Below are 22,701 nucleotides of genomic sequence, written 5' to 3'. Positions count from 1 at the left end.
AGGATGGGGTGGTGAAAGAACAGGTACTTCCAACGCACGACGGCGGCCGGCTGGCTTTGTACAGCTACGGCACCGAGGATGCGCCGGGAGTACGCCGTGTGCTGCTGATCGGCGGGGCCTTCCTGACTGCCCTGATCTACCGGCCGTTTTCCGTGGCGCTGGCAAAGGGCCTGGGCGAAGGCTGGGCCGTGGACGTCTACGACCGCCGGGGCCGCGGCAGCTCGTCCGGGCAGCCGGCCGACTACTCCATGGCAACCGAGATCGCAGACGTGCGCACCGTCCTGGACGCCACAGGTGCACGGAACATCCTGGGCCACAGCCTGGGCGGGTCCGTGGCCCTGAACGCCGTCCAGGAGTTCACCGGGACCGCCTACGTGCCGGACAAGCTCGCGGTATACGACGCCGCCGTGAACATTGACGGCAGCATCGACACCTCCTGGCTGTCCGGATTCGAGGACGCCGTCAACAACGGCCGGGTGGGGCACGCCCTGGCCCACATGAAGCGTGCCACGAGCCCGGGTTCGCCGATGGCGCGGATCCCTGAGCCGGTCCTTGCCGGACTCATGGCCCTGCTGTCCCGGACCAAGGTCAACAGGATGTTCCGCGAGGTCATGCCCAGCGGCGTCGGCGAGCTGCGTGCCGCGTACAAGGAGGCGGACCACGCCAGGGACTTCAGCGTGCTGCCCGCCAACACCCACTTCATGGCCGGCGGCAAGAGCCCCAGCTACTACAAGGCCACGGCGGAGCGGCTGCACGGCGCCGTTCCCGGCAGCACGTTCGAGCTCTCCCCCAAGGGTTTCCACGGCTCCATCCCCGCAGCCGTGAATGAACTGGTGGCGGACATCTCGGAGTACTTTAAGGGCTAGTCACGGCCACGGCTGAATCCGGCCAGGGCCGCATCCCCCAGGTTCTGCCAGACGCTCCTGGGGTGGCGCTCCCCGCTGCGGTCTGCCAGCCAGTCACCCCAGGATGTGATGTCCTCCCCGCCGGCGGCGGCCACCGCATCGCACGCGAAGCCGACGGCGGATGACCCGTCCGCGAGTTCGATGGATCCGAGCAGCATGGGTTCGGGCAGGGAAGCCAGGAACGCGCCGAGTCCCGCCGGGGACACCAGCCACCGTTCACCCACCAGCTCCGCGCCGCCGCGGTCCGAGCGGTATACCCCCGGCTTGGGCGGCACGGTGTCGAGGGACACCATGCGGTAGCGCTCCGCTGTCCGCACCAGGCCGTCCCAGGCGGCGCCCAGTTCCTCGAGCTGGGGCGCCAGCGGCTGCCCCTTGCGGTGCGCGCCCACCACAACGAGCGGCACAGCGTCAGCGCCTGCGGCCAGCGGCCAGGGAGCGGACGACGGCGGGTGGGCGGCTTTGTCCGCCGCTGCCGGTGCCGCGCCGCCGGCAAAGAGCGCCGGAACGTCCGGGGTAGATTCGAGCCGGCGCGCAATATCGGCGGCGACGGCGTCGTCGAAGGTCCGGCCCACCACGGTCAGGCCGAACTGGGCACCCTCCACTTCCCCGGCGGGCACCGCCACCGCGCACAGGTCGAACAGGTTGCAGAAGTTGGTGTAGGTCCCCATCAGTGAGTTCACTCCCACCGGGTCCGCGGCCACCTCGGCAAGGGTGGGGTGGAACGGGGCGGTGGGGATCAGCAGCGCATCAAACCCTTCCAGCTGCGCCATCGCCGTGTCCTTCAGGGCCTCCAGCCTGGCCGTATCAGACACGTACCGGTGGGCAGGCACCCTGCCCGCTGCCCGGATGATTCCCTCCACCGTGGGGTCGAGGCCCGCCCGGGTGCCGGCGCCGCCGTCGGCCTTTTCAATGAATTCGCCGACGGCGGCGTAGCGTTCGGCCACCAGGCCGCCGTCGTACAGCAGCCGGGCAGCGTCGAGGAAGGCGTCGAAGTCGATGGCTTCCGCTTCCACGCCCAGCTCCTGCAGGCGACCGATGTTCCGGTGGAACTCCGCAGCCCAGGATTCAGGCAGCGCCGGCAGGGTTGCCGGGTACGCTACCCGCGGCTTCTCCGGTGCGGCCAAGCGGATGCCGGCCGGCCAGGCCCGCGATCCCCCGGCCATGACGCCCATGGCAAGCTCTGCGCTGGAAAGGTGGCGGGCAAAGATGGTGACGGCGTCCCAGGACCGGCAGGCCGGCACCACGCCAGCCGTGGACACGACGTCCAGCGTGGGTTTGATGCCCACGATTCCCTGCAGCCCGGCGGGCACGCGGCCCGAGCCGGCGGTGTCCGTGCCGATGGCGATGTCCACCAGGCCCAGTGCCACGGCAACCGCGGAGCCGGAGCTGGAGCCCCCGGAGATGAAGTCCGGGCGGCGGGAATCGCGGACCGCGCCGTGCGGGCTCCGCGTGCCCACCAGGCCGGTGGCGAACTGGTCAAGGTTCGTGGCGCCCAGCACCAGGGCTCCGGCGGCACGGAGTCGGGCCACGGCTTCGGCGTCCTGTTCCGGCGTGTACGCAAAGCCGGGGCACGCCGCCGTGGTGGGGATGCCTGCCACGTCAACGTTGTTCTTGACCGCGAGCAGGAGCCCGGCGAGGGGCAGGTCCGCACCCCCGGCAACGGCGGTGTCGATGGCAGCGGCTTCGCTGAGCAGCTCATCCGCCCCGCGGAGGGTGATCCAGATTTCCGGCCGGTCCACCGCATCCACTGCGGCGAGTGCGGCCCGGACCCGTGCGGCGGCCTTACCTGAGGTTGTGCCGGTCATACTGCTGCCTCTTCCAGTTCGGGGGCTTCCACGTCCTGTTTTTCCGCGTCCAAGGCGCCGAGCACCACCACGGCCTCCCCCGCGACTACCTGCGAACCCGCGGCCGGAAGGACCCGGAGCACCACGCCGTCGCAGGGTGCTTCGAGTACGGTTTCCATCTTCATCGCTTCGAGGGACACCAGCGGCTGGCCCTGCACCACCCGGTCCCCGGCCTTCACGTCGACCTTCCAGACGCTCGCCGCGAACGGTGCGGCCACCAGGGATCCGCCGTCCGGGACCGCCACGTCGTCCACAACCGGCGACACGACGGCGGCAAGAGCCTCCGCGCGGTCGAACTCGCCGGCGTCTGCCCAGGCCTGCCGTTCAACCGCGAACGCCGCACCCTGCTTTTCCCGGAAGGCGGTGATCGATTCGCGGTTTTCCTCGAGGAACACCTCGTGCTCGGCCAGCGAGAAGGTGCCGTCCTCGATCCCGACGCCGCGGCCCCTCCCGGCGGCCATGTCCGCCCGCAGGTCCAGGAGTTCCTCCGGGCTGACCGGGTACCAGGAGATGCGGTCGAAGAAGCGCAGCAGCCACGGCGAACCCGGCTCGAAGGGGGCGGAGTCCGCGTAGCGCGACCAGACCTGCGTGGTGCGGCCAACGAACTGGTAGCCGCCCGGGCCCTCCATGCCGTAAATGCACATGTACGCGCCGCCGATGCCCACCGCGTTCTCGGGTGTCCAGGTGCGGGCGGGGTTGTACTTGGTGGTGACCAGCCGGTGGCGCGGATCCAGCGGGGTTGCGACGGGGGCGCCAAGGTACACGTCACCCAGCCCGAGGACCAGGTATTCGGCGTTGAAGACGGTGTCGAACACGTCGTTGACCGAATCCAGGCCGTTGATCCGGCGGATGAACTCGATGTTCCAGGGGCACCATGGGGCGTCGTCCCGGACGCCGGCCATGTAGCGTTCAATCGCTTCCCGGGTGGCGGGGTCGTCCCAGGACAGCGGCAGGCGGACGGTGCGGCTCGGAACCACGAGCTCCGAGCTCGCCGGCAGGGCTGCCTCGATCTCCCGGACGAGTCCCAGCAGTTTCTTCGTGGCGAGGACCGACGGGTCCACCTTGATCTGAAGGGAGCGGATTCCCGGGGTCAGGTCCACGATCCCGGGCACGCGGAGCTGCTCAATGTGCTGGTGCAGGGCGTGCACCCTGGCACGGAGGCCGAGGTCCAGGACCATCTCCCCGTATTCCACCAGCAGGTTGTCGTCACCGGAACGTCGGTAGGTGACCGCAGGCCTTCCGGGGCCTTCCGGCACCCGGCCCAGCACGCCGTCGTCGCCGTCACCGCCTACCGTACGTTTTGGACGGCCGGCAGCCGGTGCAGCCGCTGGAAGGCTTGGCGGGAAAGTGCCGGACCACCCGGCGTCGCCGGGCAGGACCAGCTGGCGGCCCGGGCCAAGGTCACTGGCCGACGGCGCCTGGCTGACGCTGACGGGAACAAACCTGATTTTGTCGCCGGGCCGCAGCTGGCCCAGTTTCCAGCGCTCGGCCGTCACCACGGTGACCGGGCAGACGAAGCCGCCGAGGCTGGGACCGTCCGGTCCGAGCAGGATGGGCGTGTCACCGGTGAAGTCCAGCGCGCCAACCGAATAGGCGGTGTCGTGGATGTTGGACGGGTGCAGTCCAGCCTCGCCGCCGTCGGTGCGGGCCCAGCGCGGCTTGGGGCCGATGAGCCGCACACCGGTGCGGGCGGAGTTGAAGTGGACCTCGTACTCGGACGCGTAGAGCTCGTCGATATCCTCGCGCCGGAAGAACTCGGGGGCACCGTGCGGCCCCTCCGTCACGGCCAGCTCCCAGGTTGAGGCCAGGGCGGGCCGGCTGTCCACGGGGACTGCCGCCGCCGCAAGGTTGCCGCTGCTGCCAACGGCAGGCGCTGCTGCGCGGAGGACGTCGCCGGCGCGCAGGACCCGCCCCGCGTGCCCGCCGAACTGGCCCAGGGTGAAGGTGGAGGCGCTGCCCAGGTACTGCGGGATGTCCAGGCCGCCCTGGAACAGGATGTATCCCCTGAGCCCGGCGCCGGAGGCCGTGCCGACGTCGAGCGTTCCGCCCGCCGGGACGGTTACTGGAGTCCACGCGGGCACCTCTTGTCCGTCCACGGTGACGGTCACCTCGGCACCGGTGACGCAGACCGTGGTGGGGTGCGTGAAGGTCAGGGAGGGGCCGGTCATGGTGAATTCCAGGCCGGGCGCTCCTTCGGGGTTGCCCAGCGCGGTGTTTCCGAGCCTGAAGGACAGGTCGTCCATGGGGCCGCTCGGCGGCACGCCGATCTGCCACAGGCCGGTGCGTCCGGGCCAGTCCTGGACGCTGGTCTGCAGGCCCGGCCTGCCCACGGTGATCCGGGGTTCGGGGTCGCCCACGTTGTCCAGCGTGCTGGTGGAGTGCTGCACCGCGCGGACCACGTCCAGGCCGGTGGCCGCGCGGAGCATGCCGAGGTTGGTCTCGATCCCGTCGATCCGGGTGCCGGCGAGCGCGGCGGCCAGCCGGTCGAAGGCGTCGGTCCGCTCCCGGCCGGACGTGATGACCTTGCCCAGGAGGGGATCGTAGTTGGTGGAAACCTCGGTGCCGGTTTCGGCCCAGGCGTCCACGCGGACATCCCCGGAGGGGTAGGCGGCGTTGGTTACGGTGCCGGCGCTGGGCTGGAAACCGCGGGCCGGATCCTCGGCGTAAACGCGCGCCTCAACGGCATGTCCGGACACGGGCAGGCTGTCCGGCCGGTCCGCCAGGACCGCTTCCGCTTCACTGCCGCCCTGGGCCAGGCGGAGCATCCATTCCACCAGGTCCACGCCGGTGACCGCCTCGGTGACGGGGTGCTCCACCTGGAGGCGGGCGTTGACCTCAAGGAAGGACGCCTCGCGGCGGGCGGAGTCGTAGACGAACTCGACGGTACCGGCGGAACGGTAGTTAAGGGAGGCACACAGTGCGCGGGAGCTGCGGTGCAGTTCTTCACGCAGTCCGTCCGGCAGGTCCGGCGCGGGTGCCTCCTCGAGGACCTTCTGGTGGCGGCGCTGGAGTGAGCAGTCCCGGTCGCCCAGGCTGACCACCCGGCCGGCGCCGTCGCCAAAGACCTGCACCTCGATGTGCCGGGCGTTTTCGACGTACCGCTCAGCGAACACACCGGCGGTGCCGAAGCTCGCCCCGGCCAGGCGGGCCACGCGCGGGAAGCTTTCCGCGAGTTCGGCCTCGTCGCGGCACACCGTCATGCCGATGCCCCCGCCGCCGCCGGTGGCCTTGAGCATCAGCGGGAAACCGATGGCGGCGCCGGCGGCAACAGCCTGGTCCACGTCCGCCAGCAGGCCGGATCCGGCAATCATGGGCACCCCCGCGGCTTTGGCGGCATCGCGCGCGGTGTGCTTGGTGCCGAAGATGCGCAGCTGTTCAGCGGTGGGTCCCACAAACACCAGGCCGGCGGCCTCAACGGCTTCGGCGAACGCGGCGTCCTCGGAGAGGAAGCCGTAGCCGGGGTGGATGGCGCCGGCCCCGGTAGACCGGGCCGCGTCCAGCAGGGCGTCCACGCGAAGGTAGGACTCCTTCGCCGGGGCCGGCCCCAGGAGCACGGCTTCGTCGGCCAGCCGGACGTGCTTTGCTCCCCTGTCCGCCTCGGAGAAGACGGCGACGGTCCGCAGCCCCAGCTTCCGGGCGGATTCGATGATGCGGCAGGCGATTTCGCCGCGGTTGGCCACCAGGAGGGTGTCGAAACGGTTCTGGGTCATGGACGTATTCACAGTGCAGCCTCCGGCCGGGTGACGATCATGCGGACAGGGGTGGGGTTGAAGCCGTTGCACGGGTTGTTGATCTGCGGGCAGTTGGACACCAGGACCAGGGTGTCCACCTCTGCCCGGAGTGCCACGCGCTTCCCGGGAGCGGAAAGGCCGTCCACAATGCCCAGGGCGCCGTCCGGGTCCACGGGCACGTTCATGAACCAGTTGATGTTGGACACCAGGTCCCGTTTCCCGAGGCCCCAGCGTGAGCCCTCGATCAGGAAGTTCTCCACGCAGGCGTGCTGTTCCCGGGTGTGCTGGCCGTAGCGGAGGGTGTTGGACTCCTGCGAGCAGGCGCCGCCGATGGTGTCGTGCACACCCACCTCGTCGGCCACCACGGTCATGAGCGGCGCGCCGGTCTCAGCCCGCAGGACCGACCCCGTGGTGAGGACGATCGACTGCTGCCGGGCGATGGTGACGGCTGCCGAGTAGCGCACGGTGGTGTCCCGGGCGGCGTACAGCAGGCAGTCCACTGCCTGGTTGCCTTCCAGGTCAACGATGGTCAGCACGTCTCCGGCGGCCACGACGGCGGACCAGGGGCCGCGTGCCTCGACGTATCCGTCAAGGACAACGGCTCCGGCGGCGAGGGCTGCTTCACGGGCGTCGGCGGCGTAGGTGGCGGTGTTCATCGGGCATTCCTCGCGGTCAGGTCGTGTTCGGTGTTCTGCAGTGCCTGCAGGTGTTCAGGGGGCAGCGCGCCGGTGAGGGTGCCCGCCGCAAGGGCCGCGAGGTCCTGCGGTGCGTGCCAGGCGGCGATGTCCACTGCCGTGCCGGTGAAGTCCGGGCGGGGGTCCAGCGGGTGCGCGGTGTTGGCCAGCACCAGGACTGCGTCCATCTGGAGCAGGAGTTCGACGGCGGCTCCCGGGCTGGCACTTCCGGTGAAGGTGATGCTGCCGGCAGGGTCCACGCTGATGCCCTTGAAGAAGGACAACGACGGCGCCACGTCGGCGGGCCCCAGCCCGCTCTTGAGTGCGCCCAGGGTGAGCAGTTCGCGGGCTGCGGGTGATGTGCTGTGGGCGGTTCCGGCCCCGTACCGGGCCGTGTTTCCTTCCAGGGTGGTGGCGCCGGTCAGGGCGTCGTGCCGGGAGGAGGTATCAGCCACGATGGTGGCCATGAGGCGCCCGGCGTCGGAGAGCAGCGGGTGGCCCGTGCCGGGGTACGCCTGCCAGGGGACCTTGACGGTGTCAGCCACGTTGAGGCGCTCGTGAAGGGCTCCCGCGCGGTAGAGGAGGGTGTGGACGCAGGCGTCACCGGAGGTATCGGTGAGCCGGATCCTTGTTCCGCGGGCCAGGTTCAGCGTGGTGTAGCGGCCAAAGGCCAGGGATTCCGCCCAGGAGAGCTTCGCCGCTGCGCCTTCCGGCAGTCCTTCCGTCAGGCGTGCCGGGGCTGTGGAGGCGGGCACGAAGCGCATGGTTTCGGCGGTCCTGCCGTGCTGCTCCCTGGCGTGGGCGCGGGCGCCTGCGGTGGTGGCGGTCCCCGTTGCCGGGCTTTCGGTAACTTGTGTCATGTCGGTCCTGTGCTGGTTCTGAAGCGTGCTGATTCTGAAGTGTGCTGGTTCTGAAATGTGCTGGTCCTGGAAGGGCTCAGGCGCTGGCCGCGAGGTTCCGGCGCCGCACCCAGATGCCCAGGAGCAGGACCACCGTGACCATCAGCGGTGCCGAGTAGAGGAGGAGCCCGTTTTCACCGGAGGGGTCGTAGACCTCGGGCCGCGGCCAGGCGAGGTTGACCACCATCACGGCCCCGTAGAGGACGGCGAGGATGTTGACGGGGAGTCCCCAGCGGCCCAGGGAGAAGAGGCCGGCGGGCAGGGTCTGCCCCACCCGGTTCCAGTCGCCGCGAAGGCGGTTGATGAGCTGCGGCACGGTGACCAGGAGGTAGGCCAGGTAGACCATCACGATGCAGACGCTGCAGAGGGTGGTGAACAGTGCCGCGTTGCCCACGTTGATGGCCAAGACGCCCACGGCCAAGGCGCCGATGATGATCGACGGCCACATGGGGGTGCCCCGGGTGGGGTGGACCGTGGACAGCAGGGCGGACGCGGGGAGCTTGCCGTCCCGAGCCATGGAGAACACCAGGCGCGAGCCGGCGGTCTGGATGGCGAGGGTGCACACGAAGATGGCGATGGCGACATCCACCAGCAGGACCTTGCCCCAGAAGGTGCCCAGGACTGCGGTGAGGACGTAGGGCAGGCCCTCGGTGGCGAGCCGGCCGTCGTCGAGGCTCGGCGCTGCCATCAGGGCCGTGATGATCATGAGCGCCCCGCCGATGCCCGAGATGAGCAGGGCGGAAAGGATGGTGCGCGGGGCGGTGCGGCGGGGGTCCTTGGTTTCTTCCGAGAGCTCCCCGGCGGAGTTGAAGCCCACCATCACGTAGGCGGCCATCAGGCCCGAGACCAGGAAGGCTCCCACCGCGCCGAGGTCGGATGTCTGGAGCACGGTGGTGTCCGCCACCACGTCCGGTCCGCGCTGGGCTGCGCTGATGAGGGCAAGGATCACGGCCACGACGCCCACGATCTCGCAGGTCACGCCGACCGAGTTCACGTGGGCCATGAGCCTGACGCCGAGCGAGTTGATGATGGTGGTGGCCACCAGGAGGACGGCTCCGAGGATCACTGCGTTGGCGGCTCCCGAGACGGTATTCAAGGCAGGATCGCCGCCCACCACCTGGAAGCCGTCCCACAGCTGGGGCAGCACCACCTGGAGGGCGATGGCTGCGGCTGCGGCGGTGACAACCTGGGCGATGGCCATGAACCAGCCTGCGAACCAGCCCACGCCTTCCCCGCCGACCCGGCGCGCCCACTGGTACACCGCTCCTGACAGCGGGTAGCGGGCGGCGAGCTCCGCGAAGTTCAGGGCCACGAGCAGCTGGCCCACCAGGACCACCGGCCACGTCCAGAAGAAGGCAGGACCGGCAAAGGAGTAACCAAACGCGAACAGCTGGAAGATGGTGGTCAGGATGGACACGAAGGAAAAGCCGGCCGCGAAGGAGGCGTAGCGGCCGAGTTTGCGGTGGAGGGTGGGCTGGTAGCCCAGGGACGTCAGGTCCGCATCGTCCTCATGGACGGTGGGAAGAACGGTTGAGGTCATCAGATTCTCCGGGGGGCTTGGGATGCGTGGCGGGGGCCGCCGGTGCTGCAGCACTCGGCCGAAAGCTGCGGAATACCGGTCAATTGATAGTTTTCCAGCGGGATGTCCCCGGGGAGTTTCCCCCCTGTAAAAGGCGGATAGACATCTTGTTTCGGCAGTATTTCCGCTCCCTCACCGCTGATGCGGGCGCGGTAGGCCGCTCCGCATCGGCGGTGGGGCAATGCAAGAATGATGCGGTGACTTCAGCCGGACCGGGACGACCTCGCAGCCAACAACCCTCCAGGCCAGGGGCCACGGCACGGGACGAAATCCTCGATGCAGCCGCCGAGCTGTTCACCACGCAGGGGTTCGCCACCACGTCCACGCGGTCCATTGCGGAGGCGGTAGGGATCAGGCAGTCGTCCCTGTACCACCACTTCAAGACCAAGGACGACATCCTCGAGCACCTGCTGGAGGGCACCGTCCTGGCAGGGCTGGAGTTTGCGCGTGCGGTGGCTGCCCTGCCGCCGGCGGAAGGGGAGGCAGCCGGCCGGCTTCACGCCGTCGCGCTTTACGACGGAACGCAGCTGTGCAGCGCCCGCTGGAACCTCGGAATCCTCTACCACCTGCCCGAGGCGCGCAGCGGCCGCTTTGCCAGGTTCCTGGCCGACCGTCAGGAACTGCGCAATCTGTACCGGGAGCTGGGCGCCGGACTGCCTCCTGCCGGCACGGCCGGCACGTGGCAGTCCAGCCCGGGAGACTTGGCGTTCCGCCTGGTGGAATCGCTGATCAACCTGCGCGCGGACGGCATGGCAACCTCTGAGTCGCCGCTCCAGGCGGCGGACGCAGGACTCATCCTGTGCGGCCTGGCCGCTGAACTGCCTGCCATCCGGGAACAGGGCGCGGCGCTCATCGAACGCCTCGGCTGACCGCCGCCGCGGGCCGCAGCCACTGTTTTCCTGGGGCGCAGCGTCCATGGTGCCTGCAATCAGGTTGCTCAGCTAGGCTCGGAACATGACGCGTGAGAACATCAGGACCCCCGACGGCGGCACGCTGGAGCTCTTCTCCACGGGTGCCGAACTCGCTTCCGCCGGTTCGGGCGTTGTTATTGTGCCGCCCTCCATGGTGACCGCTGCGGATTACACCAAGTTCGCGCAAAAGCTTAGCGCGGCCCTGGGCCGTCCGGTGCACACGTTCAACAGGCGGGGCCGCGGCTCGTCGTCGCCCCAGCCCGAGGATTACACGCTGGACGTGGACATCCGCGACCTGCATACCGTCATGAAACACACGTCCAGCACGGACGTGTTCGGCCACAGCTTCGGCGGCGCTGTTGCGCTGCACGCGGCCCGGACGCTGCCCGTTGAGCGGCTGGCCGTGTACGATCCCGCCGTCTCCGTGAACCACAGCGTCAAGGCGGACTGGACCGCGGAGTACGAGCGCGCCGCTGCTGCCGGCGACGATGACCGCGCCCTGGCCGTCCTGCAGCGGGGGCTCGAAGCCGGCGGCGCATTTTCGTCCCGGATGCCGCTCTCCATGCTGACCCTCGCCAACAAGCTGACCGCCGGCACCTCAGAAGGCAAGCAGCAGCGGGAAATGATGCGCACCGGGGTCCGCGAGATCAAGGCAATCATCGCCGCGGACATGCCGGCCGAACCGTTCCTGGCGCTGCCGCTGGAAACCCTGATTGTGGTGGGCGAGAAGAGCCCGGCGTACTTCGGGATTGCCTGCGGCCAGATCCACGATGTCCTCTCGGGCTCCAGCTACACCATCCTTCCCGGCTACGGCCACGACGGCGTGATCAAGGCCCCGGACAAGCTGATCAAGGAGCTCGCTGACTTCTACGCCGGCTGACCCCAACTGGGTAGCAGCAGATGTCGTTTTGACGGCTCATTCCGACATCTGCTGCTACCCAGTTGGGCTAGTGGGCGGCGTGGGCCGGGCCAGCGCCTGGGGTCTTGCGCATCATCGCGGAGAGGACGACGGCGGCAAGGGAGATCACGGTTGCCGTCAGGAAGGCGGCGCTCATCCCCGCGACAAGTCCCGACGCCGCGGACACCACGGCAAAGATGGACACCAGCAGCGCGGTGCCGGCGGCGCCGGCCACCTGCTGGGTGGTGCTCATGATGGCCGAGCCGTGGGAGTACAGGTGCGGCGGAAGCGGGTTCAGGCCGGTGGTGAACGCCGGGGTGAACAGCAGCGCCAGCCCGAAACTCAGCCCCACGTGCAGGGTGACGATCCACGCCACGGACGTGCCGGCGTCGAGCATTGAAAACTGCCAGAGGGACAGGACCATCAGGACGGACCCGGAGACGGTGAGCGGCAGCGGCCCCACCTTGTCGAACAGCCGGCCGATGACCGGACCCAGCAGGCCCATGGCCAGGCCGCCCGGGAGCAGCGCGAGGCCGGTTTCGAGGGAGCCCAGGCCGCGGACCTCCTGCAGGTAGAGCGGGAGCAGGATGACACCGCCGAACAGCGCCATCATGGCCACCACCATCAGCAGCACGGAGACCGTGAACATCCTGAAGTTGAAGGCGCGCAGGTCCAGCAGCGGAGCTTCGGCCTTCTGCAGCCGCACCTGCCGGAGGACGAAGACCGCGAGGCTTGCCACGCCGATCACCAGGGCCGCGATGGCCGTGGTTCCGGGGCCGGCCTGGCCGCCGTGTCCGCCGCCGATCTGGCTGAGGCCATAGACCAGTCCGCCGAAGGCCGGGACGGTGAGGATGACCGAAAGGAAGTCGAGCCTCGTTTTCTCAGCCTGGCCGATATTGGTCAGGTACTTGGCGCCGATTGCCAGTGCCGCGAGGGCGACCGGGAGCACGAACACGAACATGAAGCGCCAGGTGAAGTGCTCGAGGATCAGCCCGGAGACGGTGGGTCCCATGGCGGGTGCGACGGAGATGGCGATGCTGACGTTGCCCATCACGGCGCCGCGCCTGGCCAGCGGGACCAGGGTGAGGATGGTGGTCATCAGGAGCGGCAGCATGATCGCGGTGCCGCCCGCCTGGATGATGCGGGCCAGCAGGAGCAGCTCAAACCCGGGCGCCACGGCGGCAAGGGCCGTTCCACCGGCGAAAAGGCCCATGGCGAGCATAAAGACGGCCCGGGTGGACAGGCTCTGCAGGATGAATCCGGTGGTGGGGATGACCACGGCCATGGTGAGCATGAAGCCGGTGGACAGCCACTGGACCGTGGGCGCGTCCACCTGCAGGTCCACCATGAGCCGCTGCAGGGCGACGTTCATGATGGTCTCGTTGAGGATCACCACGAAGGTCGCCACCAGCAGCGTGCTGATGATGGTCACCGACTCGCGGGACATCTTCTCCGGCGCGGCGGGTGTGGTTCCTTCGGTGTGGACGGACTGGCCGCTGGCGTTCGGAGAGACTTCGGTAGACATGGGTGTTCCCTCAGGGAGTGCGATGAGTGGGTGCGCGGAACGTGGCCGCTGCAGATGCCAACACTCTACCGGTTGGACTAATTCCCCGGCACCGGAACTTTTCCCAAACCCTGGGGGAACACCTGGGGGCGGTGCTGCCGGACAGCCTGCCCGGCGCGTCCGCTACGCCGTCTGGCCTGCGTGCCGGCCTTCCGAGATTTCCTCCACCAGCTTGCTGTTGAAGGCAGGGAGGTCGTCCGGGGTGCGGCTGGTCACCAGACCCTGGTCCACCACCACTTCTTCGTCAGTCCAGTTGGCGCCCGCATTCTTCAGGTCGGTCTGCAGGGTGTGGTAGGAGGTGACGTTCCTTCCTGCCAGCACACCGGCTTCGATGAGGAGCCATGGTCCGTGGCAGATGGAGGCCACGGGTTTGTGCTGCTCGAAGAAGCTCCGGGTGAAGCCTTGGGCGTCCTTGTCCACGCGAAGGTGGTCCGCATTGACCACGCCGCCGGGAAGGACCAGGGCGTCGTAGTCCGAGGCGTCCGCCTCTGCGACGGTGAGGTCGACGTCGAAGGTGTCGCCTTTTTCCGTCCCGTTATAACCCTGCAGCTTGCCGCTCTTGGGTGCCACCAGGGTGGGCTGGCCGCCGGCCTCCTTCACTGCCTGCCAGGGACTGGTGAGCTCAACCTGCTCCACGCCGTCCGTCAGCAGGAATGCGACCTTCTTGCCTGCGATGCTGTGTTCTGACATTTTTTCCTCCTGGCTAAGCGGGGGCCGGCACCTGGTCAAAGGCGCCGGCTCCCGCTCGAAAGTTTGCTTGCCGGACAGCTTCCAGCCTAGGAAGAAGAAAAGTCATAAGCAAGCTGACTATTCCGGGTGCCCTCCCCTACTTGACGGAGCCGGCCGTCAGCCCGCCCACAATGAACTTCTGCAGGTAGAGGAACAGGATGAGCACGGGAAGCGCGATCATCACCGAGCCGGCAGCGAAGACGCCAAGGTTGTTGCTGCGGTCCCCGGCGATGATGCCGAACATGCCCACCGCCAGCGTCTTGACGCCGTTGTCCGTCAGGAAGATGCTCGCCAGGATGTACTCGCCGATGACGGCCACGAATGCCAGCAGCCCGGTCACGGCCAGCACCGGCCTGATCAGCGGGAGGATCACGCTGGTGAACGTCCGGAAATGTCCCGCCCCGTCAATCCGGGCGGCCTCGTCCAGCTCGTGCGGAATGGAATCGAAGAACCCCTTGATCAGCCAGACCTGGCCCAGCGCCCCGCCCATCAGGACCAGCGCATAGCCTGCCAGGGTGTTCAGTCCGATGGCCGGAACCAGCTCGCCGAATTTCGCGATCATCAGGAAGAGTGCCACGACGGCCAGGAACTGCGGGAACATCTGGACCAGGAGCAGCGCCAGCAGCCCGCCGCGCCGCCCGTAGAAGCGGAAGCGGGAGAAGGCGTAGGCCGCAAGCGTGCTCAGCAGGACCTGGGCCACGGAAACCGCAGTGCACAGGACCAGGGTGTTCAGGTACCAGGTTCCAAATGGGCCCTTGGAACCGCCCAGCAGGGTCTCGAAGTTGACCAGGCTGAAGGTGGTGGGAATCAGTTCCGTTGTGGCCACGCTTCCGAGCGGATTGAACGCCGCGGAAATGATGTAAAGGACAGGGAAACCTGCGAAAGCGACGCCGGCCAGGCCCACCATGTGCCGCCAGCCCACTTCCCGCCACCACCGCTTGCCGCGGGGCAGCTCAAGCCCGTCCTTGCGGACCAGCATGTTCGTCCGCCGCGCCGGTGCGCCTTCTTCTGCCGGAGCTTCCGTCAGCAGGTTGGTCATCGCACATCCTCCAAGGCTTTGGTATAGCGGAACTGGATGCCTGCAAGCACTGCCGTGACAATGAACAGGACTACGGAAATTGCCGAGGCGAAACCGAACTCGGCGCCTGCCCCGCCGAACGCGATGCGGTAGGCGCCGCTGATCAGGATGTCCGTGGCGCCGATCTGTCCGCCGCTGGCCGGGAAGGGACCGCCGCCGGTGACCAGCTGGATGACGTTGAAGTTGTTGAAGTTGAACGCGAACGAGGACACCAGAAGCGGTGCCACGGCCACCAGCAGCAGCGGGAACTGGACCTTGGTGAAGGTGGTCCAGGAGCTGGCGCCGTCGATTTTGGCGGCCTCCGCGATGTCCTGCGGCAGCGCCTGCAGCGCGCCGGTGGCAATCAGGAACATGTAGGGGAAGCCCACCCAGAGGTTGGTCAGCAGCACGGCGACCTTGGCAAGGAACGGGTCGCCCAGCCAGTCGATCTTGGCTCCGCCGAGCATTGAGTTGATGAGCCCGAAGTCCTTGTTGTAGAAGCTTTGCCAGACAATGAAGGAGATGAACACCGGGATGGCGTAGGGAACGATGATGACGGCCCGGTAAAGCTTGATTCCGCGGATGCGGGGGTCGTTAAGGGCGGTGGCGAGCAGGAGCCCGACGACGAAGGTGGTGGCCACCGAGCCAACGGCGAAGACGAGCGTCCACACGAAGGAGCCGAGCAGGGCCTCACGGACCTGGGGGTCGGTGAAGAGCCGGACGTAGTTGGCGAAGCCGACATTCCGTTCCCAGCTCTGGTCGAACCCCTTGCTGCCGTTCGCGTCCGCGAAGTACTCCCGGTCGCCGAACTGCTGGACCGTGAAGACCTTCCCGGACACAGAATCGGTGATGCTGTCCGTCCCGGCGTCGTAGGTCAGTGTCTGGACGCCTTCGAAGGCGCGGTTGATGCCCTGGGCGCGGATCGCGCCCTTGTCCGTGGGGACCGTCAGTCCGCTGATCTTCGGCCCTGCGGCGTTGACTTCCTTGCCCGTGAGGATCTGGTAGCCGTCGGCACCGCGGACGTAGCCGCCGTCGACCGTCACGTCCTCCCCGGCCAGCGGGCGCAGGCCCTGCTCGTCGCCGGCGAAGATGCCGTTGGCCGGCGCCTCCACCAGGAAGAACGTGAAGGGCCCGTCCGCAACGGACCCCGTGGTACCTACTGTCAGGTTGAAGGTCCTGGACTCCGGAAGCTGGGTCACGGAGTTCCGGACAATGGTGGAAACCGCGTCCTCCTTGGATCCGCGGGTTCCGTCGCCTGAGTTGGTGAAGGACAGCTGCACGGTGGAAAGAATCGGCAGGAGGACAAAGACGGTGAGGAGCAGGGTGCCCGGCAGCAGGTACTTCAGCGGCACCAGGCGCTTGGTGGAATAGACGGCCAGGAGCCCGGCCGCGCCGGCCCACAGTCCGATGAGCAGGGCCCATTCGCCGCCGGCAAGCAGCAGCGGCGTCAGGGATACGGCGGCGCCGAGCACGGCCCCCAGCCCAAGGATCTTGGCCAGCAGGGCGGGGACCGACGCGGTGGAGCCCAGCGAAAGTCCGGGCCCCACCGCCTTCCCCGAGGAGTTCTTGGTTCGGGTGGTCATCGGCTTGTTACTTCAGTGCACCGGCGATTGTCTGGCCGGCCTGCTCCATGGTGGCCGCGGGGTCCGCGCCGCCGGCGATGGCCGCCTCCGCCTGGCCCAGCGGGGCCCACACGGCAGCCATCTGGGGCAGCGAAGGCATGGGGATGCCTGCAGCAGCGGCATCGGCGGCGATCTTGGTGTCAGGATCGGTCTGTGCCACCTCTTCCACCAGGGATGCGATCGCCGGCGGGATGCGGACTGCCTCGTACAGCGCGCGCTGGGTTTCCTTCTGCGATGCGGCGGTCTGGACGAAGGTTTCGGCGAAGGACTTGTTCTTGCCCTTGGACGCGACGTAGAACGACTGCACGCCGGTGAAGGGCTGTGCGGGCTCCATGCCCGCGAAGCCCGGAACGGCGCTCAGGCCGTAGTCAATCCCGGCTTTCTTCACGTCGCCGAGCGCCCATGGGCCGTTCACCATGAAGGCGGTCTTGCCCTGGTTGAACAAGGCGATGGAGTTGTCGGCACTGACGGACGTGCTGAGGACCTTGGAGCCCTTCTCGCCGAGCTCGGCGATCTTCCCGGCAGCCGCGATGGAGCCTTCCTTGCCAACACCGAGGTCTGCGGTGTCGAAGCTGCCGTCGGCCTTCTTGCCGAAGAGGTAGCCTCCTGCGGACGAGTAGAGGGGCTGCATGAAGTAGGCGTCTCCCTTGGGGCCCACCTGCAGGTTCAGCGCCCGCTCGGCGGTCCCGGCGGCCACTGCCGCGTTGCCGGCCGCCAGCAGGTCTTCAAAGGAAGCGGGCGCCTCGGGGGCAAGGGCCTTGTTGCGGATGAGGACCAGGGATTCAACGGAAGCGGGCATGCCGTAGGTCTGGCCGTTGTAGGTCACGGCGTCCGTGGCCACGGGCAGGAGGTCGGCCTTCTGCTCGGCGGTGATCTGGACGGGATCGATGGCGCCGTTCTGGACCAGGTTCCCGATCCAGTCGTGGGCACCCATGACAATGTCCGGGCCGTTGCCTGAGGCGTTGGCCGTGACGAAGTTGGTCTGCAGTTCGGTGGCAACGGTCTGGACTTCCACCGTGATGCCGTTCTCTTCGCCGAACTTGTCGGCGATGGGCTGCAGTGCCTGGACCACGGGGCCGTTGGCCCAGATGACGAGGTCGGCGTCCCCGCGTGCGGGTGCCTCGCCGGAGGCTGCTTCTCCGGTTTGGGGGGCAGCTGCCGCACTTTCGGAGGCAGCGCCTGATGCGCCGCCTGCCGGGGCCTGTCCGCCGGAGCAGCCTGAGGCGAGAAGCATCAGGGAGACGGCGGCCGCCGTCGTGAGTGAAAGCCTGGCCTTGCGGGCCAAGGGCTTGGTAAGAGCTGTGCGCACCGATGCGCCTCCTTCATGAAATTGGGCAACTGCCCGGTGTAAGAAATGCCCGCCTTGGGAGATTTCGGCTGTCAGGTGCCAACCCCGGCGGTGAGACAAGTCACAACTGTAAGCGATTCCATTGCGAACGTCCACACGATCAGAGAATTAACGATTCCCGCTTAAATACTGGATGGAAGCCGTTCCATTTTCTGGGCAAATGCCGCTAGCATAACCGGATGACCAACACACTCACCCTCGATGAGTCCGACGTATCCGCTCTCCGGCTGGTGCCGGTCCACCCCGCCGACCACGGCACGGAATGGTGGCGGTCCTCGGTGATTTACCAGATCTATCCCCGCTCGTTCCGGGACCTCAACGGTGACGGCCAGGGCGACCTGCCCGGCATCACGGCCGAGCTGCACCAGCTGGCGGCGCTGGACGTCGACGCTGTCTGGCTCTCACCCTTCTACGTTTCGCCGCAGCGGGACGGCGGGTACGACGTCGCCGATTACTGCGACGTCGATCCCGTGTTCGGCACCCTGGCCGACTTCGACGCGCTGGTGGCCCGGGCAGACTCACTGGGCATCCGGGTGATCATCGACCTCGTACCGAACCACTGCTCCTCGGACCACGCCCTGTTCCAGGCTGCACTCCAGGCAGGGCCCGGAAGCCCCGAACGGGACATGTTCATCTTCCGGGACGGCCGCGGGGAATCCGGGGAACTGCCGCCCAACAACTGGCAGTCGCACTTCGGCGGCCCTGCCTGGACCCGCATCACCGAGCCCTCCGGCGAGCCCGGCCAGTGGTACGTGCACCTTTTCGATTCCTCCCAGCCCGACTTCAACTGGGACAACCCGGCCGTGCACGCCGAGTTCGAACGCGTCCTGCGCTTCTGGCTCCAGCGTGGCGTTGCAGGCTTCCGCGTGGACGTGGCCCACGCCCTGGTCAAGGCCGCAGGCCTGCCGGACTGGCATGGCCGGCCCGACGGCATCAGCACCGACGACTTCCCAGGCAACCTGGCGCCAATGTTCGGGCAGCCCGAAATCCATGACATCTACCGCAGGTGGCGCGAGGTCCTGGCCGAGTTCGACGGCGATCGCATCCTTTGTGCCGAGGCCAGCATCGATCCACTGTCCCGGCTGACCAACTGGGTCCTGCCGGACCAGATGCACCAGGCGTTCAACTTCGCGTACCTGGGCACCCCGTGGGACGCTGCCCGGCTGCGTGCGGTGATCGAAAGCTCGCTGCGGATGTTTGATTCGGTCGGGGCACCCACCACCTGGGTTCTTTCAAACCACGACGTCGTCCGTCACGCAACGCGCTTCGGCATCGTGGAGCCCGCGGCCCGCCCCGGCGACGGCCTGGGTGCCGAGGATGTCCAGCCCGACGCGGAGCTTGGCCTGCAACGGGCCGCCGCGGCCTCGATGCTGATGCTCGCGCTGCCGGGCGGCGTGTACCTGTACCAGGGCGAAGAACTGGGACTGCCCGATCACACCACGATGGACCACACGTTCCGCCAGGACCCGTCATTCAAGCGCACCGCGGGAGAACGCATCGGCCGCGACGGGTGCCGGGTACCCCTGCCCTGGGAGGCGGCAGCACCGGCTTTCGGTTTCAACAGCACCGGGGAGTCCTGGCTGCCACAGCCGGAGGAGTGGGCAGCGCTGTCACGGGACGTGCAGGACCGGGACGGGTCCTCTGTCCTGTCCCTGTACCGCCGGGCGCTGGGGCTCCGCCGCGCCATGAAGCTCGGAGCCGGCTCCCTGGACTGGCTCGAAGGGTCCTCCGCCCCGGACTGCGTGACGTTCGTGAACAACGGCGTCCTGGTGATGATGAACATGGGGGACGCGCCGGTAGACCTGCCCGGCCTGGAGATCCTGCTCAGCACGGACGGGGACGCAGCCGCCCAGCGTAAACTGGGTCCTGCGCAGTGCATCTGGCTGCGCATGGGGCCAAGCGGAACATCAGAGGGTCAGTGGCAGGAATCAGGGATGTAGCCCGTTTGGCGGGTGTTTCGCAGGCGACGGCGTCGCGGGCTCTGAGCGGCAAGGGCAGTGTGTCCGCCCGGGCCCGGGAGGCCGTGACCGCCGCCGCCAGCGAACTCGGCTTCGTCATGTCCTACCACGCCTCCAGCCTGGCGAGCGGGCGCAGCCACAACATCGGGGTGGTCCTTCCCTTCGTCAACAGGTGGTATTTCGCCACGCTGCTCGAGGGCGCCAATTCCGCGCTGATGGATGCCGGCTACGACCTCACCCTGTACGACTTCCAGGGCGACCGGTACCGGGAATCGGTGCTGGGGGACTTCCTCCTGCGCAAGCGGCTCGACGGCGTCCTGGCAGTCTCGCTCCAGCTCAACGCGCACGAGACCGAACAGATCCTCGCGGCCGGGATTCCGGTGGTCGGTGTGGGCGGCCCGCTGCCCGGGATCCCCACCCTCCGGATTGACGATGTGGAGGTGGGCCGGCGCGCCACCAACCACCTGATCAGCCTCGGGCATTCACGGGTGGCGCACCTCGGCGGCGAGCACGAATACGGCAGGAACTTCGAGATCTCCAGCGGCCGCCGTGCCGGCTACGAGGACGCAATGGCGGAGGCGGGCCTGCCCCTGCGCGCCGCCTGGTCCCTTATTTCCGACTACTCGGCGAACGAGGCGTACAGGGAGACAAAGCACCTGCTCGCGGACGCTGCCGAGCGGCCTACTGCCATCTTCTGCGCCTCCGACGAAATGGCCATCGGCGCAATGCTGGCGGCCCGCGACCTTGGGCTGCGGATCCCCGAGGAGCTGTCCGTCATCGGGGTGGACGGCCACGAAATGGGCGAAATCCTGGGACTGACCACCATCGACCAGTTTCCGCGGAACCAGGGCACGCGGGCTGTGGAGCGCCTGCTGGCGCTGGTGCAGGGGGACGGCGACGCAGTGGAACCAGCGGATGAGCTGATGGAGACCCGCCTGGTGGTCCGGTCCAGCACCTCCGCACCCCGCATCCCCGCCGGGCAGCCCGGCTCCTAAGAGCGGTTGGCCTTCGAACAACGGTTGGGTGACAGCAGCGTGCAGTCAGCCGCTGTGGTGCCCGATCAGCCAGACCGCCATCTGCCGGGCACGTTCGGCGGCCAGCATGTCACCCTCCACGGCCTGGATGACGGAACCCTTCATCAGGATCAGCAGCGAGCGGGCAAACTCTTCGGGGCGCACCAGCCCTGCCTCTTCCGCCACGGCCTGGACATGGCCGCGGATCTTTGCCAGGTAATCGATGCTGGCCTGCCCCAGCGGATGGGCCGGCCCCATCTCCAGCATGACCCTCACAAACGAACAGGCCTCGAAATCCTCGCGCAGGAACCACTCCCCGAACACGTCGAAGATGGCCAGCAGCTGCTCCTGGGGAGTGCTGCCCCGGCGGCGGGCCTCGGAAAGAATTCCGTTCATGGTCCACTGTTTGTCCCGCTGCTCCAGGAAGGCGAACACCAGGGAATCCTTGGACGGAAAATGCCGGTAGAAAGTGGCTTTGGCAACCCCGGACCGCTCAATGAGCTCGTTGACGCCCACGTCCCGCACGCCGCGGGTGGAGAACAGCTCGTAGGCAACGGCCATGATCCTGTCCACCGAATGGGCAGGACCGGATTCCGCCACCGCGGCAGCTTCGGGAAACGCCGGGACTTTAGCCTCTGGATTCATCGCAAAGTCAGTCTACTCCGGGGGAAGACAGACCGGTCTTCCCACCTGTAATGTTTCCCATAGCGCAGTGCTTCGACGCCGCGGAGGCCCCCACGCAGGCCGCCCCGGACAGGTGCAAGGAGGCCCCGATGTCAGCAGAGCGGATGTTCCAGAGCGTTCCCTCGGACCCTGATCCCTGGATGGCCGATGACACCCCGTCCGAGATCCGGCAGTTCGCCATTGAGTCCCTCCGATGGCAGGCCCAGGAAATTATTGATGAGGTTCTCTGCAGCCGCGAACCCGGCGAGGAGCTGGCCAGGGCCCGGCTGCGCCGCTGCGTCGCCAGGCACCCCGGCAGGCCGGAACGCGCATTGCTCGAACAGCTGATGACCAACCGCGAAGATCCGTGCATGTAGCAGCCCCGGCGTCAGGAACTCAGCGGTGCGTTGTCGATCAGCCGCACCGGCCCAACCCTGGCGGCGATGAGCGCAAGCGCGTCACCGCTGAACGGCGTCTCCCGGCAGTTCTCCGCGAGCGGCTCCAGGGTCTCCGGGTCCACCACGTCGAAGTAGTCCAGCGCCACCAGCGGCTGGGACTCCACCAGGGCCCGGGCTGAGTCAAGGTCCAGCGGTTCGCGGGCGACTGCCCGTTCCTCCAGCAGCCGGAGTGCCCGCGACAGCACCAGGGCGGCCTCCCGCTCTTCCTCCGAAAGGAAGCGGTTGCGGCTGGACAGCGCCAGCCCGTCGACCGCGCGCACCGTGGGTACCCCCACGATCTCCACCGGGAAATTGAGGTCGGCCACCATGCGCCGGACCAGGGCCAGTTGCTGCGCGTCCTTCTGGCCGAAGTAGGCCCGGTAGGCAGGCAGGCTTCCCGGTGCGGCAGCGCCGGCAGGCAGCCCCGCGGCGGGCAGGCCGTAGTGGAGGAGCTTGGCCACCACCGTCAGGGCACCGTCAAAGTGGCCCGGCCGGGAGGCGCCCTCCCATTTTTCGCCCAACCGGCCCGAGGTGATGCGCACCAGCGGTTCCCCGCCGGGGTAGACCTCCTCAACCGACGGCGCGAAAACCAGGTCCACGCCCTGCTCCTCCAGCAGTGCAAGGTCGGCGTCCAGCGTGCGCGGGTAGCGGTCCAGGTCCACGGCGTCGCCGAACTGCAGCGGGTTGACGAAGATGGTGGCCACCACAACGTCGTTCTGTTCGACGGCGGCGCGCGCCAGGGCGGCATGGCCCTCGTGGAGCGCACCCATGGTGGGCACGAGCCCCTGGGATCTGCCCTGCCCGGAGCCCAGCAGCCGGGCACCTTCGGTTCTAAGGCCGGCCACCGTGGTGGCAAGTTTGATGGGCAT

General features: G+C 68.1%; 18 protein-coding genes. 6 read left to right on the top strand and 12 right to left on the bottom strand.

Translation table 11 applies throughout. The features are described from left to right. Positions 1-11: 11 nt before the first annotated feature. On the top strand, positions 12-866 hold the full coding sequence (locus NFU08_RS03885) for an alpha/beta fold hydrolase (protein ID WP_251420869.1): 855 nt from the start codon (positions 12-14) through the stop codon (positions 864-866). Here NFU08_RS03885 and atzF read toward each other — a convergent pair. From atzF to NFU08_RS03860, 5 genes are all read right to left on the bottom strand, one after another. Beyond that, entirely contained in the window at positions 863-2,710 is a 1,848-nt protein-coding gene (gene atzF, locus NFU08_RS03880; protein WP_251420867.1) for an allophanate hydrolase, read from the bottom strand. The two genes, NFU08_RS03885 and atzF, sit on opposite strands and share 4 nt — an antisense overlap. After that, on the bottom strand, positions 2,707-6,459 hold the full coding sequence (uca, locus tag NFU08_RS03875; protein WP_251420865.1) for an urea carboxylase: 3,753 nt from the start codon (positions 6,457-6,459) through the stop codon (positions 2,707-2,709). The genes atzF and uca overlap by 4 nt, the downstream gene beginning before the upstream one ends. Positions 6,460-6,467: 8 nt before the next feature. Next, entirely contained in the window at positions 6,468-7,136 is a 669-nt protein-coding gene (locus NFU08_RS03870) for an urea amidolyase associated protein UAAP2 (RefSeq protein WP_174178283.1), read from the bottom strand. Further along, positions 7,133-8,014 (bottom strand): urea amidolyase associated protein UAAP1, encoded by an 882-nt coding sequence (locus tag NFU08_RS03865; protein ID WP_174178281.1) that lies wholly within the window; start codon positions 8,012-8,014, stop codon positions 7,133-7,135. The genes NFU08_RS03870 and NFU08_RS03865 overlap by 4 nt, the downstream gene beginning before the upstream one ends. A 76-nt stretch (positions 8,015-8,090) precedes the next feature. Beyond that, positions 8,091-9,593 carry an amino acid permease gene (locus NFU08_RS03860; protein ID WP_174178280.1) on the bottom strand — a complete coding sequence of 501 codons (1,503 nt, stop codon included), beginning with the start codon at positions 9,591-9,593 and terminating at the stop codon, positions 8,091-8,093. Between the two features lie 236 nt (positions 9,594-9,829). Between NFU08_RS03860 and NFU08_RS03855 the strand changes: the two genes are divergently transcribed. After that, on the top strand, positions 9,830-10,501 hold the full coding sequence (locus NFU08_RS03855) for a TetR/AcrR family transcriptional regulator (protein ID WP_251420862.1): 672 nt from the start codon (positions 9,830-9,832) through the stop codon (positions 10,499-10,501). Positions 10,502-10,586: 85 nt separating this feature from the next. After that, complete coding sequence (locus NFU08_RS03850) at positions 10,587-11,423, top strand: alpha/beta fold hydrolase (protein ID WP_104185690.1); 837 nt, start codon at positions 10,587-10,589, stop codon at positions 11,421-11,423. Positions 11,424-11,490: 67 nt separating this feature from the next. Here NFU08_RS03850 and NFU08_RS03845 read toward each other — a convergent pair whose 3' ends face one another. The 5 genes from NFU08_RS03845 to NFU08_RS03825 form a co-directional block, all read right to left on the bottom strand. After that, positions 11,491-12,966: a DHA2 family efflux MFS transporter permease subunit gene (locus tag NFU08_RS03845; RefSeq protein WP_251420861.1), complete on the bottom strand. Its 1,476-nt coding sequence runs from the start codon at positions 12,964-12,966 to the stop codon at positions 11,491-11,493. A 162-nt stretch (positions 12,967-13,128) separates the two neighbouring features. Next, complete coding sequence (locus tag NFU08_RS03840) at positions 13,129-13,695, bottom strand: type 1 glutamine amidotransferase domain-containing protein (RefSeq protein WP_251420859.1); 567 nt, start codon at positions 13,693-13,695, stop codon at positions 13,129-13,131. Positions 13,696-13,831: 136 nt separating this feature from the next. Continuing rightward, on the bottom strand, positions 13,832-14,773 hold the full coding sequence (locus NFU08_RS03835; RefSeq protein ID WP_229675269.1) for a sugar ABC transporter permease: 942 nt from the start codon (positions 14,771-14,773) through the stop codon (positions 13,832-13,834). Beyond that, complete coding sequence (locus tag NFU08_RS03830) at positions 14,770-16,374, bottom strand: ABC transporter permease subunit (protein WP_251420856.1); 1,605 nt, start codon at positions 16,372-16,374, stop codon at positions 14,770-14,772. The genes NFU08_RS03835 and NFU08_RS03830 overlap by 4 nt, the downstream gene beginning before the upstream one ends. A gap of 7 nt (positions 16,375-16,381) precedes the next feature. Next, positions 16,382-17,722: a maltose ABC transporter substrate-binding protein gene (locus tag NFU08_RS03825; RefSeq protein WP_174178269.1), complete on the bottom strand. Its 1,341-nt coding sequence runs from the start codon at positions 17,720-17,722 to the stop codon at positions 16,382-16,384. Positions 17,723-17,940: 218 nt separating this feature from the next. On the opposite strand from NFU08_RS03825, the gene NFU08_RS03820 reads away from it, so the two are divergent. Both NFU08_RS03820 and NFU08_RS03815 read left to right on the top strand, forming a co-directional pair. Continuing rightward, on the top strand, positions 17,941-19,701 hold the full coding sequence (locus NFU08_RS03820; protein ID WP_174178267.1) for a glycoside hydrolase family 13 protein: 1,761 nt from the start codon (positions 17,941-17,943) through the stop codon (positions 19,699-19,701). Next, positions 19,680-20,714 carry a LacI family DNA-binding transcriptional regulator gene (locus tag NFU08_RS03815; RefSeq protein WP_251420854.1) on the top strand — a complete coding sequence of 345 codons (1,035 nt, stop codon included), beginning with the start codon at positions 19,680-19,682 and terminating at the stop codon, positions 20,712-20,714. The genes NFU08_RS03820 and NFU08_RS03815 overlap by 22 nt, the downstream gene beginning before the upstream one ends. Before the next feature lie 45 nt (positions 20,715-20,759). Here the strand turns inward: NFU08_RS03815 and NFU08_RS03810 are convergent, their stop codons facing one another. Then, positions 20,760-21,377 (bottom strand): TetR/AcrR family transcriptional regulator, encoded by a 618-nt coding sequence (locus NFU08_RS03810; RefSeq protein WP_174178263.1) that lies wholly within the window; start codon positions 21,375-21,377, stop codon positions 20,760-20,762. Between the two features lie 128 nt (positions 21,378-21,505). Here NFU08_RS03810 and NFU08_RS03805 point away from each other — a divergent pair, with 128 nt between their 5' ends. Then, positions 21,506-21,772, top strand: a complete 267-nt coding sequence (locus tag NFU08_RS03805) for a hypothetical protein (RefSeq protein ID WP_174178261.1) — start codon at positions 21,506-21,508, stop codon at positions 21,770-21,772. Positions 21,773-21,783: 11 nt separating this feature from the next. Here NFU08_RS03805 and panC read toward each other — a convergent pair whose 3' ends face one another. Further along, a complete protein-coding gene (gene panC, locus NFU08_RS03800; RefSeq protein ID WP_251420852.1) occupies positions 21,784-22,701 on the bottom strand; it encodes a pantoate--beta-alanine ligase in 918 nt (305 codons plus the stop codon).

This window comes from Pseudarthrobacter sp. NCCP-2145, from assembly GCF_023708005.1.
GTDB lineage: Bacteria > Actinomycetota > Actinomycetes > Actinomycetales > Micrococcaceae > Arthrobacter > Arthrobacter oxydans.
Note: the sequence above shows the minus strand (reverse complement) of the source record. Positions and strands in the feature narration are given on the sequence as shown.

Excerpts from the sequence above, each read along its gene's own strand:
- NFU08_RS03805 (WP_174178261.1), top strand. The coding sequence starts at position 21,506 with ATGTCAGCAGAGCGGATGTTCCAGAGCGTTCCCTCGGACCCTGATCCC.
- NFU08_RS03850 (WP_104185690.1), top strand. The coding sequence starts at position 10,587 with ATGACGCGTGAGAACATCAGGACCCCCGACGGCGGCACGCTGGAGCTC.
- NFU08_RS03845 (WP_251420861.1), bottom strand. The coding sequence starts at position 12,966 with ATGTCTACCGAAGTCTCTCCGAACGCCAGCGGCCAGTCCGTCCACACC.
- NFU08_RS03810 (WP_174178263.1), bottom strand. The coding sequence starts at position 21,377 with ATGAATCCAGAGGCTAAAGTCCCGGCGTTTCCCGAAGCTGCCGCGGTG.
- NFU08_RS03835 (WP_229675269.1), bottom strand. The coding sequence starts at position 14,773 with ATGACCAACCTGCTGACGGAAGCTCCGGCAGAAGAAGGCGCACCGGCG.
- NFU08_RS03865 (WP_174178281.1), bottom strand. The coding sequence starts at position 8,014 with ATGACACAAGTTACCGAAAGCCCGGCAACGGGGACCGCCACCACCGCA.
- NFU08_RS03820 (WP_174178267.1), top strand. The coding sequence starts at position 17,941 with ATGACCAACACACTCACCCTCGATGAGTCCGACGTATCCGCTCTCCGG.
- NFU08_RS03870 (WP_174178283.1), bottom strand. The coding sequence starts at position 7,136 with ATGAACACCGCCACCTACGCCGCCGACGCCCGTGAAGCAGCCCTCGCC.
- NFU08_RS03830 (WP_251420856.1), bottom strand. The coding sequence starts at position 16,374 with ATGACCACCCGAACCAAGAACTCCTCGGGGAAGGCGGTGGGGCCCGGA.
- atzF (WP_251420867.1), bottom strand. The coding sequence starts at position 2,710 with ATGACCGGCACAACCTCAGGTAAGGCCGCCGCACGGGTCCGGGCCGCA.
- NFU08_RS03860 (WP_174178280.1), bottom strand. The coding sequence starts at position 9,593 with ATGACCTCAACCGTTCTTCCCACCGTCCATGAGGACGATGCGGACCTG.
- panC (WP_251420852.1), bottom strand. The coding sequence starts at position 22,701 with ATGCCCATCAAACTTGCCACCACGGTGGCCGGCCTTAGAACCGAAGGT.
- uca (WP_251420865.1), bottom strand. The coding sequence starts at position 6,459 with ATGACCCAGAACCGTTTCGACACCCTCCTGGTGGCCAACCGCGGCGAA.
- NFU08_RS03840 (WP_251420859.1), bottom strand. The coding sequence starts at position 13,695 with ATGTCAGAACACAGCATCGCAGGCAAGAAGGTCGCATTCCTGCTGACG.